The sequence below is a fragment of the Ensifer sp. SL37 genome, assembly GCF_026672675.1.
Lineage (GTDB): Bacteria > Pseudomonadota > Alphaproteobacteria > Rhizobiales > Rhizobiaceae > Ensifer > Ensifer adhaerens.
This window is the reverse complement of record NZ_JAPPRN010000006.1, coordinates 3,275,095-3,294,561: the sequence shown is the minus strand read 5'-3', so window position 1 is coordinate 3,294,561 and position 19,467 is coordinate 3,275,095. Positions and strand designations below refer to the sequence as shown.

Annotated in this window: 18 protein-coding genes; 9 read left to right on the top strand and 9 right to left on the bottom strand. The window is 63.1% G+C overall.

What is annotated here, in order from left to right:
- Positions 1-77: 77 nt before the first annotated feature.
- The 4 genes from OVA00_RS28255 to OVA00_RS28240 form a co-directional block, all read right to left on the bottom strand.
- Entirely contained in the window at positions 78-1,172 is a 1,095-nt protein-coding gene (locus OVA00_RS28255) for an ABC transporter ATP-binding protein (protein ID WP_034788421.1), read from the bottom strand.
- Positions 1,173-1,176: 4 nt separating this feature from the next.
- Positions 1,177-2,004 carry a carbohydrate ABC transporter permease gene (locus tag OVA00_RS28250; RefSeq protein WP_442780576.1) on the bottom strand — a complete coding sequence of 276 codons (828 nt, stop codon included), beginning with the start codon at positions 2,002-2,004 and terminating at the stop codon, positions 1,177-1,179.
- Positions 2,005-2,119: 115 nt separating this feature from the next.
- The gene (locus tag OVA00_RS28245) at positions 2,120-3,028 is read right to left on the bottom strand and encodes a carbohydrate ABC transporter permease (RefSeq protein ID WP_268090041.1); all 909 of its coding nucleotides are present in this window, start codon (positions 3,026-3,028) and stop codon (positions 2,120-2,122) included.
- Positions 3,029-3,228: 200 nt separating this feature from the next.
- On the bottom strand, positions 3,229-4,464 hold the full coding sequence (locus tag OVA00_RS28240) for an ABC transporter substrate-binding protein (RefSeq protein WP_060520635.1): 1,236 nt from the start codon (positions 4,462-4,464) through the stop codon (positions 3,229-3,231).
- Positions 4,465-4,984: 520 nt separating this feature from the next.
- Here OVA00_RS28240 and OVA00_RS28235 point away from each other — a divergent pair.
- From OVA00_RS28235 to OVA00_RS28220, 4 genes are all read left to right on the top strand, one after another.
- Positions 4,985-6,040: a LacI family transcriptional regulator gene (locus OVA00_RS28235; protein ID WP_060520634.1), complete on the top strand. Its 1,056-nt coding sequence runs from the start codon at positions 4,985-4,987 to the stop codon at positions 6,038-6,040.
- Between the two features lie 112 nt (positions 6,041-6,152).
- Positions 6,153-7,775: an ABC-F family ATP-binding cassette domain-containing protein gene (locus OVA00_RS28230; RefSeq protein ID WP_060584925.1), complete on the top strand. Its 1,623-nt coding sequence runs from the start codon at positions 6,153-6,155 to the stop codon at positions 7,773-7,775.
- Between the two features lie 234 nt (positions 7,776-8,009).
- On the top strand, positions 8,010-8,465 hold the full coding sequence (locus OVA00_RS28225; RefSeq protein WP_162733017.1) for a hypothetical protein: 456 nt from the start codon (positions 8,010-8,012) through the stop codon (positions 8,463-8,465).
- Positions 8,466-8,635: 170 nt separating this feature from the next.
- Positions 8,636-8,833: a hypothetical protein gene (locus OVA00_RS28220; protein WP_112770915.1), complete on the top strand. Its 198-nt coding sequence runs from the start codon at positions 8,636-8,638 to the stop codon at positions 8,831-8,833.
- Positions 8,834-8,915: 82 nt separating this feature from the next.
- On the opposite strand, the gene gndA is transcribed toward OVA00_RS28220, so the two are convergent.
- The 5 genes from gndA to ccoG form a co-directional block, all read right to left on the bottom strand.
- A complete protein-coding gene (gndA, locus tag OVA00_RS28215) occupies positions 8,916-10,346 on the bottom strand; it encodes an NADP-dependent phosphogluconate dehydrogenase (RefSeq protein WP_034788404.1) in 1,431 nt (476 codons plus the stop codon).
- 180 nt (positions 10,347-10,526) lie between these two features.
- Positions 10,527-10,685: a cbb3-type cytochrome oxidase assembly protein CcoS gene (gene ccoS / locus OVA00_RS28210; protein ID WP_034788403.1), complete on the bottom strand. Its 159-nt coding sequence runs from the start codon at positions 10,683-10,685 to the stop codon at positions 10,527-10,529.
- A complete protein-coding gene (locus tag OVA00_RS28205; RefSeq protein WP_268090037.1) occupies positions 10,682-12,970 on the bottom strand; it encodes a cation-translocating P-type ATPase in 2,289 nt (762 codons plus the stop codon). The genes ccoS and OVA00_RS28205 overlap by 4 nt, the downstream gene beginning before the upstream one ends.
- Complete coding sequence (locus OVA00_RS28200) at positions 12,967-13,479, bottom strand: FixH family protein (RefSeq protein WP_034788399.1); 513 nt, start codon at positions 13,477-13,479, stop codon at positions 12,967-12,969. Before OVA00_RS28200 ends, OVA00_RS28205 begins: the two co-directional genes overlap by 4 nt.
- Positions 13,476-15,050, bottom strand: a complete 1,575-nt coding sequence (ccoG, locus tag OVA00_RS28195) for a cytochrome c oxidase accessory protein CcoG (RefSeq protein ID WP_060600978.1) — start codon at positions 15,048-15,050, stop codon at positions 13,476-13,478. The genes OVA00_RS28200 and ccoG overlap by 4 nt, the downstream gene beginning before the upstream one ends.
- 227 nt (positions 15,051-15,277) lie before the next feature.
- Between ccoG and OVA00_RS28190 the strand changes: the two genes are divergently transcribed.
- The 5 genes from OVA00_RS28190 to OVA00_RS28170 all read left to right on the top strand — a co-directional run bounded on the left by OVA00_RS28190 (position 15,278) and on the right by OVA00_RS28170 (position 19,433).
- Entirely contained in the window at positions 15,278-16,756 is a 1,479-nt protein-coding gene (locus tag OVA00_RS28190; protein WP_192438191.1) for an alanine/glycine:cation symporter family protein, read from the top strand.
- On the top strand, positions 16,732-17,565 hold the full coding sequence (locus tag OVA00_RS28185; protein ID WP_268090036.1) for a helix-turn-helix domain-containing protein: 834 nt from the start codon (positions 16,732-16,734) through the stop codon (positions 17,563-17,565). The genes OVA00_RS28190 and OVA00_RS28185 overlap by 25 nt, the downstream gene beginning before the upstream one ends.
- Positions 17,566-17,629: 64 nt before the next feature.
- Entirely contained in the window at positions 17,630-18,040 is a 411-nt protein-coding gene (locus OVA00_RS28180; protein WP_112984362.1) for an SRPBCC family protein, read from the top strand.
- A gap of 4 nt (positions 18,041-18,044) precedes the next feature.
- Positions 18,045-18,398 (top strand): VOC family protein, encoded by a 354-nt coding sequence (locus tag OVA00_RS28175; protein ID WP_134886563.1) that lies wholly within the window; start codon positions 18,045-18,047, stop codon positions 18,396-18,398.
- Positions 18,399-18,536: 138 nt separating this feature from the next.
- Positions 18,537-19,433, top strand: a complete 897-nt coding sequence (locus OVA00_RS28170) for a hypothetical protein (RefSeq protein ID WP_060520627.1) — start codon at positions 18,537-18,539, stop codon at positions 19,431-19,433.
- Positions 19,434-19,467 lie beyond the last annotated feature (34 nt).

Sequence of the window (19,467 nt, the reverse complement as noted above, 5' to 3'; positions counted from 1 at the left end):
ATAGATCGACCGGCCACGCCGGCACAGTCATTGCTGGGAGGTGCCGGGCAGAGGTGGCCGCCCGGCATCTCCTTATTTCAGAGTCGGTTCTCGCTTGTCGCATCGAAGATCGAGGCGACGCCCATGTCGAAGGAAAGCGTGACCGCCGTGCCCGGCGCGTAGCGCCGCTGGCCGGCGATACGAACCGACATCGACTGTCCGGCAAGCTTCAGCCACAGCAGATTGTCGGCGCCCATCGGCTCCTCGATATCGACGACCGCCCGGTGCGAGGCCGGCGCGCCACTTGCCGCTTCGTCGACGCGCACATGCTCGGGCCTCAAGCCCAGCACCACCTTCTGGCCATGCACGAAGGGCGCGCGCGACGGATAGGCCGACACGTCGAAATCGACGCCGTTGGCGTGGACGTAGGCGCGCTGGTCGCGCAGCTGCAGTTCGCCGCGAAAGAAGTTCATCGACGGCGAACCGATGAAGCCGGCGACGAACAGGTTTTCCGGCGCGTTGTAGATCGTCATCGGATCGGCAAGCTGCTGGATCACGCCGCTCTTCATGACCGCGATGCGATCGGCAAGCGTCAAGGCCTCGATCTGGTCGTGGGTGACGTAGATCATCGTGTTCTTCAGCGACTGGTGCAGCCGCTTGATCTCGACGCGCAGCTCCGAGCGCAGCTTGGCGTCGAGGTTGGAGAGCGGCTCGTCGAACAGGAACACGTCGACATCGCGCACCAGCGCCCGGCCGATCGCCACACGCTGTCGCTGGCCGCCCGAGAGCTCCGAAGGCTTGCGCTTCAAGAGCGGCTGGATCTGCAGGATCTCGGCGGCGCGGCTGACGCGCTTGTCGATCTCTTCCTTCGGCACCTTGGCGACCTGCAGGCCGAAGGAGAGGTTCTTCTCCACCGACATCTGCGGATAGAGCGCGTAGGACTGGAACACCATGCCGATGCCGCGGTCCTTGGGCTCCTCCCAGGTAACGTTCTTGTTCTTGATGAAGATCTGCCCGTCGCTGACATCGAGCAGACCGGCGATGCAGTTGAGCAGGGTCGACTTGCCGCAGCCGGACGAGCCGAGCAGCACCAGAAACTCGCCGTCCTTGATGTCGAGGTTGAGCGTGTCGAGCACAGTGACGGCACCGAAGCTCAACGACAGGTCTTTGACCGATACGCTGACGTTTTGCATGTTGTTACCCTTTCACTGCGCCGGCGGCAATGCCGCGGACAAAAAGCCGTCCGGAGACGAAGTAGACGAAGAGCGGAACCGCCCCGGTCAGGATCGTCGCCGCCATGTTGACGTTGTATTCCTTCACGCCCTGGACCGAGTTAACGATGTTGTTGAGCTGAACCGTCATCGGGTAGTATTCCGGCCGGGTGAACACGACGCCGAACAGGAAGTCGTTCCAGATCCCGGTGACCTGCAGGATCATCGCCACGACGAAGATCGGCAGCGACATCGGCAGCATGATCTTGAAGTAGATCGTCCAGAAGCCGGCGCCATCGACGCGCGCGGCCTTGAACAGTTCCTCCGGCAGGCCGGCGAAATAGTTGCGGAAGAGCAGCGTCAGGATCGGCATGCCGAAGATGGTGTGCACAAGGATGAGGCCAGTCAGCGTGCCGTAGATGCCCATTTCCCGCAGTACGATGACGATCGGATAGATCATCACCTGATAGGGAATGAAGGCGCCAACGATCAGGATGGTGAAGAACAGCTCCGCCCCCTTGAAGCGCCAGTTGGCGAGCGCATAACCGTTGACCGAGGCGATCGCGATCGAGACGATCGTCGAAGGAACGGTGATGCGCACCGAGTTCCAAAAGCCGCGCGAAAGGCCGTCGCAGTTGAGCCCCGTGCAGGCGCTCGCCCAGGCCTTTGCCCAAGGCTCGAAGGTGATTTCAACCGGCGGGGCAAAGATGTTGCCGAGCCGGATTTCCGGCATGCCCTTGAGCGAAGTCATGACCATCACGTAGAGCGGCAGCAGGTAGTACAGCGCCACGACAACAAGCGTGCCGTAGATCATGATGTTGCGCCCAGACAACGCCCGGCGGGGCTTGGCGCCGCGGGGGCCGGCGACGACCCGGTTTGTCTGCGCCTGCAGTGCGGCCTCTTCAGTCACCGAATTGAAAGCAACGATATCAGACACGCTTGCGCCCTCCCCCGAATTCCAGATAGGCCCAAGGCACGATGATGATGGCGACGGTGATGAGCATCATCGTCGAGGCGGCAAAGCCCTGACCGAGGTTCTGCGCCTGGAACATGTAGTCGTAGACATACTTTGCAGGCACTTCCGACGCGATGCCGGGACCGCCGCTCGTCTGCGCCACCACCAGGTCGTAAACCTTGACGATGCCGCTGGCGATGATCACCAGCGTGGTGATGAAGACGCCGCGCATCATCGGAATGACGACGAAGATGTAGGTCTTCCACATGGGTATGCCGTCGACGCGCGCGGCCTTCCAGATGTCCTCGTCGATGCCGCGAAGACCTGCGAGCATCAGGCACATGACGAGCCCGGTGCCCTGCCAGAGGGCTGCGATCAGGATGCCGTAGATGACGATTTCGGCATTATAGAGCGGGTCGAAGGTGAAGCTTTCCCAGCCGAGCGAGCGCACCACCGACTGGATGCCGAATTCCGGATTGAGCAGCCATTGCCAGACCAGGCCCGTCACGATGAAGGACAGGGCGAAGGGATAGAGCATGATGGTGCGGAAGGTATTTTCGAAGCGGATCTTCTGGTCCATCAATGCGGCCAGCACGAAGCCGATCAGCAGGCTGAAGATCAGCGAGAAGATGCCGTAGATTGCCAGATTCTGCACCGAAATCAGCCAGCGCGGCGCCGCCCAGAGGCGCTCGTACTGATCGAGGCCGACGAATGAGAGCCGCGGCAACAGCTTGGAATTGGTGAAGGAATAGACGACCGTCCAGATCGTGCCGCCGAGGAAGATCACCACGGCCGTCAAGATCATCGGGACGGAGGCAATCTTCGCGTTCAGGTTCCGCAGCCACTGGTTCGGTCGGCCCGAACCTTGTGTGTAACCCGCCATGTTTCGTTCCTCCGGAACTGCATTGGGTTTCGGACGATGGGCAGCCCCGCGCACTCAGCGCGCAGCGCTCTGCCACATCAGGGCGACAACCACTCCCATGGGGCCCGCAAACGCATCACGCGCGGACGACCGGCACATCCTGCCGAATGGGAGGCTTTGACCGGCCTCGTTTTCAAAGAGGCCGGCCAAGGCAGTTGCGGTTACTCCGCGTTCGCGATGATGTCGGCGAAGCGCTTCTGCGCGTCTTCCGGCGTGATCGACGGGTTGGCGAAGAATTCGGAGAACAGGTCTTCCTTCTGCTTCTGGCTGTCGGCCGAAAGCAGCTGGTCGGTACCCTGGATCACGTTGCCCTTGGCAAGAATGTCCAGCCCCTTCTTCATGCAGTCGTTGGCAGCCGCCAGATCGACGTCGCCGCGCACCGGCAGCGAACCCTTCTTGAGGTTAAAGGCGACCTGCGTCTTCGGATCGAGCAGCGTCGAGGCCAGCGCTTCCTGCGCCTTCGACTTTTCCTCGTCCTTCAGAAGCGGGAAGTAGAAGGCGTCGCCACCGGTCGAGATGATCTCGTTGACGCCGAGGCCCGGCAGGCAGGTGTAGTCGGTTCCGGCCTTCTGGCCGGCAAGCGCGAATTCACCCTGCGCCCAGTCGCCCATGATCTGGCCGCCGGCCTTGCCGGTGATGACCATGTTGGTCGCCTGGTTCCAGTCCTGGACGTTGGAGCCCTTCGACATGCGGCGGGCATCGTCGGCAGCCTTGAAGACCTTGGCGATCTCGGGGCCTGCTGCCACTTCCTCGTCCTTGTCGCCGAACACCTTCTGGAAGGTGTCCTTGCCGGCGATCGCCACCATCAGCACGTCGAAGGCGCCGGCTGCCTGCCACGGCTGACCGCCGACGGCGAGCGGCACGATGCCTGCCTTTTCGAGCGCGGGCGCCGCGGCCACGAATTCATCCCAGTTCTTCGGAACCTCGACGCCGGCCGCCTTGAAGGCCGCATTCGACAGCCACAGCCACTGCCAGGAGTGGATGTTGACCGGGGCGCAATAGATCTTGCCGTCGATCGTGCAGGAATCGAGCAGGCTCGCCGGCTTGATGATGTCCTTCCACTTCTCGCGGGTTGCGACATCGGTGAGATCACGCATCAGCCCGGCCTGAACCAGTTCCTCGGCCTGGCGACCATGGTTGAACTGCGTGGCGCCCATCGGGTCGCCACCGGTGATGCGGCTGATCATGATCGGACGGGCGGTGCCGCCAGAACCGGCGATCGCGCCGTCGACCCAGTGATTGCCCGTCGCATCGAAGGCCTTGGCGAGTTCCGCGACCGCGGCAGCTTCGCCGCCCGAGGTCCACCAATGGGTCACTTCAAGATCGACAGCGTTGGCTGCGCTGAGCGGCAGGGCCACGGCGGCTGAAAGCACGGCGGCGAAAGAACGTAAATTCATGAGTCTCCTCCCTCACTGTAACGTTACCGTAAAAAACTTAGTGCAATCGATTACAGGACGCAACACCCACCACAATCGATTTAAACAGAATCTTAAAAAACACCCATTGCGTGCATACGACAGCCGCGTTCCAAAGCGCTTTGCGCGCAGTGCCGGCACCCACGCAGCCGACAAGAATCCCTTACATCGCGCTGAAATACATATATTTTCCGCAACAATGGCGCACCGGCATCGGAGGCGCCATCTCGCAAGTGCAAAAAGCATGCGCCAAAACTTCCGATTCAACCAGTCCGCTCCATCTTTCGCAGCGCAGCAACGAAAACGCTCGACATCGCAACTGTATCGTTACAGATTTGAAGCAATTTGATCCATCCAAAGCAGCATAGCCGCCACCGACTTTTCGTATATAACGCGATGACGTGACAGGGCGACGGCGCGGCGGATGGAACTGAACCGACGCGTTTCGCTGCCGGACGGGCAATCTGGCGGCGGGCGGCAAGAGAGTGGGCGGGTGACGGCAATGGACAACAAGACGAAAAACAGGCCGCAGACACTGCCGGATGGAGCCCGTCCGACACTGAAGACGATCGCCTTCATGACCGGGCTCGGCATCACTACGGTTTCGCGGGCGTTGAAGGATGCGCCCGATATCGGTGCGGAAACCAAGGAGCGTGTGCGGCTCGTCGCCAAACAGATCGGCTACCAGCCGAACCGCGCCGGCGTGCGCCTGAGAACCGGCAAGACCAACGTCATCAGTCTCGTATTGACGCTGGAAGAAGAGATCATGGGCATCACCAGCCCGATGGTCGTCGGCATCACCGAGATCCTTGCCGGCACGCCCTACCACCTGGTCGTCACCCCCTATAGCGCCGTCAAGGACGCTCTGGCGCCGATCCGCTATATCCTCGACACGGGTGCTGCCGACGGCGTGATCATCTCGCGAACCGAGCCGCACGACCCGCGTGTGGCGCTTTTGACCGAGCGCGGCCTGCCCTTCGTCACCCATGGCCGCACGGAGATGGGCATCGTTCACCCCTATCACGACTTCGACAACGAGCGTTTCGCCTACGAGGCGGTACGCAAACTGGTGGCGCGCGGCCGGCGGAAGCTGGTGTTGCTCGAGCCGCCGCCGCACCTCACCTTCTATTCACACATGCGCGCCGGTTTCGAGCGTGGGCTTCGCGATTTCCAGGCGGATGCAGTCGGCTTCCACCAGACCAACATTGACCATTCGCTGGTCGAGATCCGCGACGCCTTCGAACCCCTGATGCGCTCGGCGGACGCGCCCGACGGCATCGTTTCGGGCAGCGGCTCCGGTGCGATCGCTTTGATTGCCGGCCTGGAAATGGCCAAGAAGAAGCTCGGCGAAGACTGCGACATGGTCTCGAAGTCACCGAGCGACTTCCTGCGCTGGCTGCGCCCGGAAGTCATGACCATGTACGAGGACATCCGCGTGGCCGGCCGGGAACTGGCCAAGGCAGTCATCGGCCACATCGACGGCCAGCCGCCAGAAACGCTGCAGAGCCTCAGCCAGCCCGAGTTCCAGCCGCCGATCACGCGTGGCTTGCGCGCCTAGGAACGGCTGAAAACAGCCCTCAAGTCTTGCTTGTGACGCAGAAACCTGCGACAGGCCGGGGCAACAATTGGGCGCGACTGCGCCCCGCTCCTCCCTTCAGGCTACCGCAGACATGATCCGTATCGAAAACATCAGCAAGCAGCTCAGCCACCGCATCCTTTTCATCGAAGCCTCCGCCGCGCTCAACCGCGGCGAAAAGGTCGGCCTCGTCGGCCCGAACGGCGCCGGCAAGTCCTCGCTCTTTCGCATGATCACCGGCGAGGAAATCCCGGACGAAGGCCAGGTCGCCGTCGATAAGGGCGTCACCATCGGCTACTTCAACCAGGACGTCGGCGAGATGTCCGGCAACAGCGCTGTTTCCGAAGTGATGAACGGCGCCGGACCGGTGAGCGAAGTAGCCGCCGAGCTGCGCGAGCTCGAGGCCGCCATGGTCGATCCGGATCGCCTCGATGAAATGGACGCGATTATCGAGCGCTACGGCGAGGTGCAGGCGCGCTACGAAGAACTCGACGGCTACGCGCTCGAGGGCCGCGCCCGCGAAGTGCTGGCGGGCCTCAGCTTCTCCCAGGAGATGATGGACGGCGACGTCGGCAAGCTCTCGGGCGGCTGGAAGATGCGCGTGGCGCTTGCCCGTATCCTGCTGATGCGGCCCGACGTGATGCTGCTCGACGAACCGAGCAACCATCTCGATCTCGAAAGCCTGATCTGGCTCGAAGACTTCCTCAAGAACTACGACGGCGCACTGATGATGACCTCGCACGACCGCGAGTTCATGAACCGCATCATCACCAAGATCATCGAGATCGACGCAGGCCAGCTCAACGCGTATTCGGGCGACTACGGCTTCTACGAGCAGCAGCGCGCCCAGAACGAGAAGCAGCAGCAGGCGCAGTTCGAGCGCCAGCAGGCGATGCTCGCAAAGGAGATCAAGTTCATCGAGCGCTTCAAGGCGCGCGCCTCGCACGCCTCGCAGGTCCAGAGCCGCGTAAAGAAGCTCGAGAAGATCGACCGGGTCGAGCCGCCGAAGCGCCGCCAGACGGTCAACTTCGAATTCCGCCCGGCGCCGCGCTCCGGCGAAGACGTCATCAACATCAAGGGCGTGCACAAGAAATATGGCAGCCGCAGCATCTATGAAGGGCTCGACTTCATGGTGCGCCGCCGGGAGCGCTGGTGCATCATGGGCATCAATGGTGCCGGCAAGTCGACGCTGTTGAAGCTCGTCGCCGGTTCCACCGAGCCGGACGAGGGTAACGTCGCGCTCGGCGCCAGCGTCAAGATGGGCTACTTCGCCCAGCATGCGATGGACGTGCTCGATGGCGACCGCACGGTGCTGCAGCAGCTCGAAGACACCTTCCCGCAGGCCGGCCAGGCGCCGCTGCGCGCGCTTGCCGGCTGCTTCGGCTTTTCGGGTGACGATGTCGAGAAGAAGTGCCGGGTGCTTTCCGGCGGCGAGAAGGCTCGCCTGGTGATGGCGATCATGCTCTTCGACCCGCCGAATCTGCTTGTTCTCGACGAACCGACCAACCACCTCGACCTCGACACCAAGGAAATGCTGATCAAGGCGCTCGCGGACTACGAAGGCACGATGCTGTTCGTTTCGCACGACCGCCACTTCCTCGCAGCCCTTTCCAACCGTGTGCTGGAGCTGACGCCCGAGGGCATCCATCAGTATGGCGGCGGTTACACGGAATATGTCGAGCGGACCGGCCAGGAAGCGCCGGGTCTTCGCAGCTGAAGCAAAGCAAGCTGGGCGTCGCGCGCCGGCGCCCAGCATTTCGCAGTCACCGCCTTCCTCGGCGGGACCGAGGACCTGCAAGCAGAACCCAAACGCATAACGCGACCCTGCTCTAAATCGGTACTGAAAAAACTAGGTTCTTGTGGCGCTGCCGTGGCAACGCCCACCGATCCTAACTTATCGCGCCGTGAAATCGATGGGACTTTGGTCCGACTCTTGCTGCCAAAGGTCTGAGTGTCATTGCCGCGCCATGCACCGGTCACATATTGCACGGGCTGGGGCGCCATCGCAGCAAACAAAAAAGCTGCCAATCACTTCAGACAGGTGATGTTCGGCATGACATCGAGAATTGCATGGAAAGACAGGCTGACTGACCGCGCGTGGGCCTTCCTGTCCAATCCCTTGACCATCGGCATCTATCTTGCGTTCGCCATGCTTTGCGCCTTCGTCGGCAGCGCAACGACCGGTGTCCCGGCCTATCTGCTTATGGCCATCGGCTTTCTGCTGGTGATCTTTGTCGATCCGCCAAAGAGGCTGGGTAGGCTGCGGCAACGGCGCCGCCGCTCGTCACCGGCAAACACGGTTACGCCATTCCCGCGTCGCACGGATGAGCGCGAAACGATGCGGGGTTCGCAGCGCCCTGGCGAACGCAGCCGAACCCGCGACGACCGCCACGCTTCTCGGCGCTAGCCGCGCCCGCCAGGGGTCTTTGGGACAACTGGCGTCACGCGGTGCACAAGCCTCAGCCCGCAACAATCGGCCCTTTCGGCCGTTTTCCGTCTGACGTACATTCCCATGAACGGACGCATGACGTCCACGGTGCAGCCAAGCCATCCAGCATGAGATGGCGATGAAAGCGCGTGGGCACGATGAAGACGAAACACTACGTGCTGCAAATCTTTCGCGCCGCCTTCACCGACAGGCTGGTGCTGATCATCGTTGTGCTGATGATTGCCTCGCTTTTCGCCGTCCTGCCGATCAAGTCCTGTTCCAATCCCACCGCGTCAGGCGGCGGGGGAACCACAGAACGATCTGTACCCGTCTCGATGACAGGCTAGCACCCCGTCCAGGCAAAACGAGGCCCAAACGAAAACGGGGCGACCCGAAGGCCGCCCCGCATTGATCTGATTACCCGAACGGTCAGGCGTTGAGGCCGCTGCCCCACGGGCCATGATGGCTGTCGGCGCCGTCGACGCGGTCAAAGCCATGGGCGCCGAAGAAGTCGCGCTGCGCCTGGATGACGTTGGCCGTGCCGCGGCCGCGACGGTAGCTGTCGAAATAGCCGAGTGCGGAGGCGAGTGCCGGAACCGGCAGGCCGCCGAGAACGGCTGCCGAGACGACGCGGCGCAGCGCCCCGTCGGTGTCCTTCACCATGGCGGCAAAGGCCGGCGTGACGATCAGGTTGGCGGCATCCGGCGCCTTGGTGAAGGCGGTGGTGATCTCGTCGAGGAACTGCGAACGGATGATGCAGCCGGCGCGCCAGATCTTGGCGATCGTCGGCATCGGCAGGTTCCAGTTGAACTCCTTGGACGCCGCCGACATCACGGCAAAGCCTTGCGCATAGGCGCCGATCTTGGCGGCAAGCAGCGCGCTTTCGAGATCCTTGATGAAGGCTGCCTTGTCGGCGACCTTGAACTCGCCGACTTGGGGAAGGCCAAGGATCTTTTCGGCCGCTTCGCGCTCGTCCTTCATCGAGGAGATGCTGCGGGCTGCAACCGCCGCCTCGATGCCGGTTGCCGGCACGCCCATGTTCTGCGCCTCGATCACCGACCACTTGCCGGTGCCCTTCTGGCCAGCCTTGTCGAGGATCAGGTCGACGATCGGCTTGCCGGTCAAAGGATCGGCAGCCTTCAGCACCTTCTCGGTGATCTCGATCAGGTAGGAGTTGAGGCGGCCCTTGTTCCAGGTGCCGAAGACTTCGCCAATCTCGCTCGCCGACATCTTCAAGCCGTCGCGCAGGATGCCGTAGATTTCGGCGATCATCTGCATGTCGGCATATTCGATGCCGTTGTGGATGGTCTTGACGAAGTGGCCGGCGCCGTTTTCGCCGAGCCAGGCGACGCAAGGCACGTTGTCGTACTTGGCGGCGATCGAGGTCAGCACGGTCTCGACGCGCTTCCAGGACTCTTCCTTGCCGCCGACCATGATCGACGGGCCGTGGCGCGCGCCTTCCTCACCGCCGGAAACACCCATGCCGATGAAGGTAAGACCCGAATCCTTCAGCGCCTCGAAGCGGCGCATCGTGTCGCGGAAGTTGGCGTTGCCGGCATCGATCATGATGTCGCCCTTGGCGAGATACGGCTTCAGGATTTCCATCTGCTGATCGACCGGCTCGCCGGCCTTGATCATGATGATGATCGGACGCGGCGGGCGGATGGCGGCGACAAACTCTTCAATGGTGTCGCAGGGCACGATCTGGCCCTGGAGGTCGCCCGCTTCCGCGTAGAATTTGTGCGTCGCTTCGACGGTGCGGTTGAACACCGCGATCTTGTTGCCTTTTTCAGCGATGTTGAGCGCCAGGTTCGAGCCCATGACGCCGAGACCGATTAGGCCGATTTCCGCCTGTGACACGTGATTGCCTCCATTGGACAGAAGTGCCGGGCGCGATCGGGATAAACGCGTCTGTGCCGGCCCTTCGAATTGAACTTCGCCCCCTCGCGCGGGGCTCTGTCGAAAGCCCAGGCGCGAGAAGCGACGGCGGAGGTTGTTTTGGCATTCAAATCGATTAAGGACAAGTGATTACTGACGAAATCACTTCTTTTCAGGCTTGCCATCGCCATCGTCGAGCACCCGCCAGGAGGCGCCTTCGAGGTCTTCGTATTGGCCGCTCTTCAGTGCCCAAAGGAAGGCGGCGAGGCCAATCCCACCGAGAAACAGCGCGATGGGAATGAGATAGATCAGCGTGTTCATGAGGCGCTCCCGACCGGCCGCAGCGTGACAGGTGCCTTCTGTTCGGCGACCTCCGTGACATTGCCGGTCGCCGCGCGCAGGCGCAAGGCGTTGGCAACGACGATCACCGACGAGGTCGACATGGCGACGGCCGCGATCAGCGGTGTGGCATAGCCGAGGATCGCGATCGGGACGGCGATGACGTTGTAGCCGATCGCCAGGGCAAAGTTCTGGCGGATCAGCCGCCCGGCCCGGCGCGACGTATCGATCGCCATCGGCACGGCGTTCAGCCCCTGGTGCAGGAAGACGAAGTCTGCCGCCTGGCGGCCAACATCGGCGGCCGTTGCCGGCGCCATCGAGACGTGCGCGGCTCGCAGCGCCGGCGCGTCGTTGATGCCGTCACCGACCATCAGCACGCGGTGACCACCCTCGGCGGCCGCTGCGCATTCATCGACCTTACCGCGTGGCGTCAGTTCCGCCTTGAAGCGCTCGATGCCGGCCCGCTTGGCAAGGGCGGCGACGACCGGCGCACGGTCGCCCGAAAGAATGCCCGTCGAAAGGCCGAGCCGTCCAAGCTCCTCGATGCTCTCGCGGGCGAACGGCCTGAGCCGGTCCTCGAAGCGGAAGCAGGCGAGTTCGCGGCCATCGAGCGACAGGATCACTTCCGACTGGCCGGTCGCCTCGCCGGCATCGCCGCAGGCAAAGGCGCGGCTGCCAAGCCGGTAGAGACCGGCTTGCGTCTGCGCTTCAATGCCGGCACCGGGGATTTCGCGGATGTCGCCATTGACGACGGGCGCGATCGCCGCCGCATCATGAATGGCCATCGCCAGCGGATGGCGCGAATGCACGGCGAGCCCCGCCGCCGTCGCGAGGATCGATGGCTGAATGTCCCCGCCATTGACGAGCCGCGGCTCGCCAACCGTGAGTGTTCCGGTCTTGTCGAGCAGCACCGTATCGATCTCGGCAAGCCGCTCCATCGCCGAGCCGTCCTTGACCATGACGCCGTTCTGGAAGAGCCGTCCGGCGGCAATCACCTGCACGACAGGTACCGCAAGCCCGAGTGCGCAGGGGCAGGTGATGATCAGCACCGCGACGGCGACCAGCATCGCATGATGGAAATCGCCGTTGACGAACATCCAGCCGATGAAGCTGAGCAGAGCCAGCAGATGCACCGCCGGCGAATAGTATTGTGCCGCGCGGTCGGCGATGCGGCGGTAGCGCGCCCTGCCCCCTTCGGCGGCTTCCATCAGCCCCATGATCTCGGCAAGCAGCGAGTCGCGTGCCGCCGCCGTCGCCTCGATCGTCAGCGGTCCGGTGAGGTTCAGCGTACCCGCCTCGACGGCGTCGCCGACCTTGACCGGCGCCGGCGCGCTCTCGCCATTGACGATCGAGCGATCGAGATCGCTGGTGCCCATGAGGATGCGGCCGTCGACGGGAATGCGCTCGCCGGCAGCGATCGCCAGTTTCTCGCCGGGCTTGATCTCGTCGACAGGGCGATACTCGCGTCCGCCCTCGGCATCCATCACCATGGCGCCGCGCGGCGAGAGCCTCGCCAGGCTGCTGATCGCCGAGCGGGCGCGCCCGCGCATCATATGGTCGAGCGTGCGGCCGATCAGCAGGAAGAAGAGCAGCATCACCGTGCCGTCGAACCAGGCATGGGTGCCGTGAGTGATCGTCTCGTAGAGCGAGATCGAATAGGAGAGCGTTATCGCCAGCGCAATCGGCACGTCCATGTTGGTACGGCCGTGCTTCAGCGCGTTCCAGGCGGACGCATAGAAGAAGCGTCCGGCATAGATCAGTGTCGGGGCGGCAATCAGCGCCGAGATCCAGTGAAAGAGATCGCGGGTCGCCGCCTCCGCCCCCGACCACACCGAGACCGAAAGCAGCATGATGTTGGCCGAGGCAAAACCCGAGACGGCAACGGCGCGCACGAGCTTCTTCAGTGTCTGATCGCCGTCTTCCTCGCCCGGCGCGAAAAGATGGGTCTCGTAGCCGCGCGAACGGATGGCCCGCGCCAGCTCCCGCGGATCGGTACGGGCGCCATTTACCTCTTCCTTCCAGATGATCGACACGCGCCTGGACGAAAGGTTCACGCGCGCCCGGTCAACCTCCGGCCGTGTCTTCAAGGCGCCCTCGATCGTGCTGATGCAGGCGCCGCAATGCACGCCGGGCACGCTCAAATCCGTCTGGCGCAGGCCGCCGCCGAGCGACCGGCTCATCAACCACAGCTCTTCCGTTGTCGGCAGTCCCTGCCCGGCCCTGTCGATCTCCAGAGCCATTTCGGTTCCGGGAGCACAGCAGCTCATTTCGCAGCTCCCGGCACCATGAAGCGGATGGCCTGGCGGTAGACGACGGTCTCGCCGGAGGTTGCGGTGATATCGGCGATCCACTGGCCGCGCTTCAGCGCGGTTGCGGCAACGAAGACGCCCTCGCCCTGATGCGCCATTTCAACCGTGACGTCCTCATGCTCCTCGACCGGGCGTTTCAGCACAGCCACCACCTTGTCGGCAGTCATCTCCGGGTTGCCCCGGCGCGTCAGCGTGTAGCGCAGCGCCTCGTTTTCGACGCTGAGCTTGCCGTCGAGGCCATCGGCGACAAAGGCCTTCGCTTCCTTCACCTTGCCGTTGAACTGCTGGCTCGCGACATAGGTGTTTTGCACCACCAATCCGCTCCAGCTATGGCTGGCGTTCCAGGCCATGATCAGATTGACGGTGATGATCGTGCCGAAGAACAGCACCATGACGCCGAGCATGTGCCAGCCGGTGAAGGGCCGCGGTGCCTTTGCCTGTTTTGCCCCTGCCTGGTTTATCGTCATTTTGCGGCTCCCGGGCTGTTGAAGTTGGCCTTGTAGACATCGCGCTCATGGCTCGACGGATCCTCGACGATCAGGCTGAAACCGTCGTCCGCCTCGCCGAGCTTGTCCTTTGGCAGCGTCACGAACACCTTGACTGCCGTCACCTTGTCCGGATCGACACCGAGGGCGAAGGTGCGGCCGTCGCCCGCTGCCTGGCCGGCGATGCGCATGGTCGCAGAGGGCATCCCGTCGATTGCGAGCGTGATCGTGCGTTGTTCCGGGATCATGTTCAAGAGCTTGACCATGTAGCCGTTGCGCACCGAACCATCGGATTCGACGACGAATTGCGGGTTGCGGTCGTGCAGCACGTTGAGTTCCAGCCGGTCGCGCGACAGGAGCGCATAGAGCAGACCGATACCGACCAGCGTCCAGACGCCGAGATAGACGAGCACACGGGGCCGGAAGACGATTTTCCAGTTGAAGTGGCGAACCTTGTCCGAAAATGCGCCGTCGGCGTTGCGCACCCGACCCGGATCGATCGCCGCCGTACCGCCATTGGTGGCCAGCGCCATGTTGGCGGCATAGTCGTTGAGCGTCGCATAGGAAATCAGCCCGCGTTCACGGCCGAGCTTGTCCATGACACCGTCGCAGGCATCGATGCAGAGCGCGCAGGTGATGCATTCGAGTTGCTGGCCGTCGCGAATGTCGATGCCCATCGGACAGACGACGACGCAGGCGTTGCAATCGACGCAATCGCCGACGGCCTCCCCGGCAGCGACGGCCTTTTTCTGGTGGCGCGAGCGCGGCTCGCCGCGCCAGTCGTTATAGGTCACGACCAGCGAGTTTTCGTCGAGCATTGCCGCCTGGATGCGCGGCCACGGGCACATATAGGTGCAGACCTGCTCGCGCATCAGTCCACCGAAGACATAGGTCGTCGCCGTGAGAATCGCGACAGTCATGTAGGCGACCATGGGCGCTTCCAGCGAAACGAAGCTTTTCAAAAGCGTCGGTGCATCGGCGAAATAGAAGATCCAGGCGCCGCCCGTGGCAATGCCGATCATGATCCAGATCGAGTGCTTCGACACGCGCTTGACGATCTTGTCGAACGTCCAGGGACCGGCATCGAGCTTCATGCGGGCATTGCGGTCGCCTTCGATATAGCGTTCGACCACCAGGAAGAGATCGACCCATACCGTCTGCGGACAGGTATAGCCGCACCAGGCGCGGCCGACGGCAGACGTCACCAGGAACAGGCCGAAGCCGGCCATGACGAGCAGGCCTGCGACGAAGAAGAACTCCTGCGGCCAGATCTCGATGAAGAAGAAATAGAAGCGCCGGGCGGCGATATCGACGAGCACAGCCTGGTCCGGCGCATGCTCGCCACGATCCCAACGGATCCAGGGCGTCAGATAATAGATGCCGAGCGTCACCAGCATCACCAGCCATTTGAACTGACGGAATCGTCCCTCGGCGCGCTTGGGGAAGATCTTCTTGCGCTTTTCGTAGAGCGGCTTGCGCACATGCGCCGCATTGACCGGCTCGGCCTCGTGACGTTCGACGGAGGCAGGATTTGCGGCGGATTGTGGGCTCATTTGTGGGAAATCCCCGGATATGTCATGTATTGCACCACGTTTTGCCTGATTTGGCGGCCGAAAACGTTGATCTGTGTCAAGTTTGCGGGCTAAAGCGCCAGCATGCGGCGAAAGGTCCAGGCGCTCGAAAGAGATGCCAGGCCCAAAAGTAGTAAACGGCCTTTCCCATCCGATCCGCACCGCGGTTCGCCACATCACCACACCTTGCAATACCAATGAGGAACCGCATGGACACGATCATCGGCTTTCTGAACACGATCTTTTGGGGCTACGTGCTGATCTACGGCCTGCTCGCCGTCGGCATCTACTTCACCCTGCGCCTCGGCTTTCCGCAGATCGTGCATTTCGGCGAGATGTTCCGGGTCTTAAGCAGCGGCGGCTCGAAGGATGCGGCCGGTATCAGCCCGTTCCAGGCGCTGACCGTCAGCCTCGCCTCGCGCGTCGGCACCGGCAACCTCGCCGGCGTTGCCGTTGCGCTCTATCTCGGTGGTCCCGGTGCCACCTTCTGGATGTGGATGGTGGCGCTCGTCGGCATGGCGACGGCCTATGCGGAAAGCGCGCTGGCGCAGCTCTACAAGGTGCGCAACGAAAACGGTCAATATCGCGGCGGTCCCGCCTTCTACATCGCCCGCGGCCTTAACGCGCCCTGGGCGGCGACGATCTTCTCCGTCTGCCTGATCCTCTCCTTCGGCCTCGTCTTCAACGCCGTGCAGGCCAATTCCATCGCGGACGCCGTCCAGGGTGCGTTCGGTGTGCCCAAGATCGCCGTCGGTATCGCGGTTGCGACCATCTCCGGCATCGTCATCTTCGGCGGCATCCGCCAGATCGCCCGCGTCGCCGAAATCGTCGTGCCCTTCATGGCGATCGCCTATCTCCTGACCGCGATCTACGTGCTCGTCGTCAACGCGTCGATCGTGCCGAGCGTGCTGTGGACGATCATCTCCAGCGCCTTTGGCCTGCAGGAAGCGGCAGGCGGTGTCGCCGGCGGCGTCACGGCTGCGATGATGAACGGCGTCAAGCGTGGCTTGTTTTCCAACGAAGCCGGGATGGGCTCGGCCCCGAACATCGCGGCCGTCGCTACGCCCGTGCCGCATCACCCGGCGTCGCAGGGCTTCGTGCAGTCGCTCGGCGTCTTCATCGATACGATCCTGATCTGCACCGCGACCTCGGTCATGATCCTGCTGTCGGGCACCTTGGAACCCGGTTCCGGCGTCACCGGAACGCAGCTGACGCAAGCGGCCATGAACGTGCATATCGGCTGGGCCGGCAGCTACTTCATTGCCATCGCGATCTTCTTCTTCGCCTTCACCTCGATCATCGGCAACTATTCCTATGCGGAGAATGCGCTCACCTATCTCGGCGGCGCCAATCGCGTCGGCGTTCTGGTCATGCGCTGCGCCGTGCTCGTCATGGTCGTCTGGGGCGCGTCCGAAAGCATCACCACCGTGTTCGACGCGGCAGACGCCTCGATGGGGCTGATGGCAACGATCAACCTCATTGCCATCGTGCTCCTCTCCGGTACCATTGCCAAACTGACGAAGGACTATTTCGCCCAGCGCCGGCAGGGTCTCGACCCGGTGTTCCATGCGGCCGACTATCCGGAGCTGCAGGGCCAGATCGACGGCGAGATCTGGTCGCGCCAAGAGGCGGCCGGCACGGTCCGAAACGTGGAGGACAAGGCATGGACGGCGCCCACGGGCCGCTGAGACAGACGGAGCCGGCTCCGACAGAGCCGACACTGGCCAAGCGGCGCGGTATCTATCGAGAGTATGCCGCGCCCGGCGCACTCGTCGGCCATGTCGAATGCCTCTGGCGCCACCAATTGCCGGAGGGGACGGCCGCACCCATCGCGGTCGTACCCGACGGCTGTGTCGATATCCTCTGGTCCAGGCACGGCCTGGCGGTTGCCGGGCCCGACCGGGTGGCCGCCTTCCCCGTCTTCGCGCCCGGCACCGACATCATCGGCCTGCGCTTCCGCCCGGGCATCGCGGCATCCTTCCTGCACACATCGCTTTCGCAGATCATCGGCGAGGTCGTTCCGCTCGACGCCTTCTGGGGTCCAGCCGCGCGCAAACTCGAAACCAGGATTGAGGACGCGCCCGATTCGGTCCGCCGCGCCGAGATGCTCACGGAAGCGGTGCTTGAGCGCCTGCCGGCCGTCTCGCCGCCATCAGGCGATATCGCCGCCACCCTCGCCCATCTGCGGCAGAGCCATGGCTCGTCCGACAACAACCCCATCCGCGCCCTCGCTGCCGTCACCGGCACCAGTGAAAGGACGCTGAGGCGCCGCTGCCACGAGCATTTCGGCTACGGCGCCAAGACGCTCGACCGCATCCTGCGCCTGCAGCGCTTCCTCGGGGCTTGCCAAAGGGACCCCTCCGCCACGCTCGGCCTGCTTGCGCTCGATGCCGGCTATGCCGACCAGGCGCATCTGTCGCGCGAGGCCAGGCAGCTGACCTCGCTCTCACCCGCCGAAATCCGCCGCCAGCTCGTCGGTGACCGGCGGGCGGCCTGACTGGCCGTTTCGTTCAAGACCGGTCGGGCGACCCGTGCTACTCCGTCATGCAGGAGAACAAAGCATGGCAACACTTGAAGCAAAGATCGTTCACATCACCATCGACCGCGACTGGCGCGACGTCTATGCCTTCATGGCAAAGCCCGAGAACATGCCGCGCTGGGCGTCCGGCCTGTCGTCGGGCTTGACCCGCGAGGGTGATCACTGGCTGGCGCCGGGTCCGCTCGGTAATGCCCGCGTGCGCTTTGCGCCTGACAACGCCTTCGGCGTCACCGACCATCTCGTCACGCTGGAAGACGGCACAGAGGTCCACAATGCGCTGCGCGTCGTGCCGAACGGCGACGGTGCGGAGGTGATGTTCACGCTTCTGCGGCAGCCGGGCATGAGCGCAGAACAATTTGCCGGCGATGCCGGCTGGGTGGCGAAGGATCTCGCCACCTTGAAATCGATCATGGAATCCGGAGAAGACAGGTAGAAAAATGGGTAACAAGGGCAACGACAGCCGCATCGACTATGTCGAGTTCAATGTCTCCGACATCGCCGCCACCAAGGCCTTCTACGGCAGCGCCTTCGGCTGGACCTTCACCGACTACGGCCCGGAATATTGCGAATTCCAGGACGGCCGACTGACCGGCGGCTTTACCACCACCGGCCCCGTCGGCAGCGGCGGACCGCTGATCATCGTCTATGCCGACAAGCTCGAGGATATGCTCGCCCGCGTCGAAAAGGCCGGCGGCAGGATCGTCAAGCCGATCTTCACCTTCCCTGGCGGAAGGCGCTTTCATTTCGCCGACCCGGATGGTTACGAACTGGCGGTCTGGTCTGCGCAGTAAATTGCCGGGAGGGTCAGGCCAGGAGGGCGGTGGCCCTACGACCGCACCGCTTCCCTGTGGACACGCGCTCCGGCTTTACGCCGGTTTAATCTCTACACGTCAGAATTGCGCGCGACGAACACGAGGGCGCGCAAGAGCATGGCCGACACGCATGATTTTCTGAAGAACTCCGTCATCATCGGCGCCCATCCCGATGACGAGTTGCTGTGGTTCACCTCGATCCTTCGAAAAGTCGACGAGGTGATCATCCTTTACCGCGATATCTGGTCGGAGCCGCAGATGGGCGACGCACGCGCCGCTGCGATCAAGGCCTACCCGCGCGGCAACGTGCGCTTTCTGGAAATGGAAGAAACCGGCTCCTTCGATTGCGCCGACTGGACGAACCCGAAGCCCGGTCCCTTCGGAATGGAGTTCGGCACCGAAGGCACACGCCGCGAAGCCAAGCGCATCGTCAAGAAATCGCTGTCGCAGATCATGCCCGGCAGCTTCCGCCACTCCACCCGGCCGATCGCCCAGGCTTACCGGGACAATTACGAAACGCTCTATCGCACGCTGCTGCCGCTCCTGAAGCCCGACATGAACGTCTTCACCCACAATCCCTGGGGCGAATACGGCCATGAGGATCACGTGCAGGTCTTCCGGGTGCTCGACCGGCTACGCGACGAGATCGGCTTCAAGCTCTGGATGTCGAACTATTGCACCGAGCGCTCCATGCCGCTCGCCATGCAGTATTTCAGCCGCAGGCCGCAAGACTATATCCGTCTGCCCGCCGACAAGGGCTTCGCCGAGCAGGTGGCAAACATCTATCGCCAGCACGGCTGCTGGACCTGGCGCGACGACTGGATCTGGTTCGACGATGAGTGCTTCATGGAAGCGCCGTCGAGCAAGCCGGAAAGCGGCGGTTTTCACCTCCTGCCGATGAACCTTTTCAACTTCGGCACGGTCGTGAGAAAGCCGGTCAACACCTCGCTGCTGCTCGGCACGGCGCTATCGAGCGTCGTGGTCGGCGCCACCATCGCCGCAGCCCTCGAATAAGAAGGCCCGGCGCCTGCCGCTTCGGGCGTCGCCA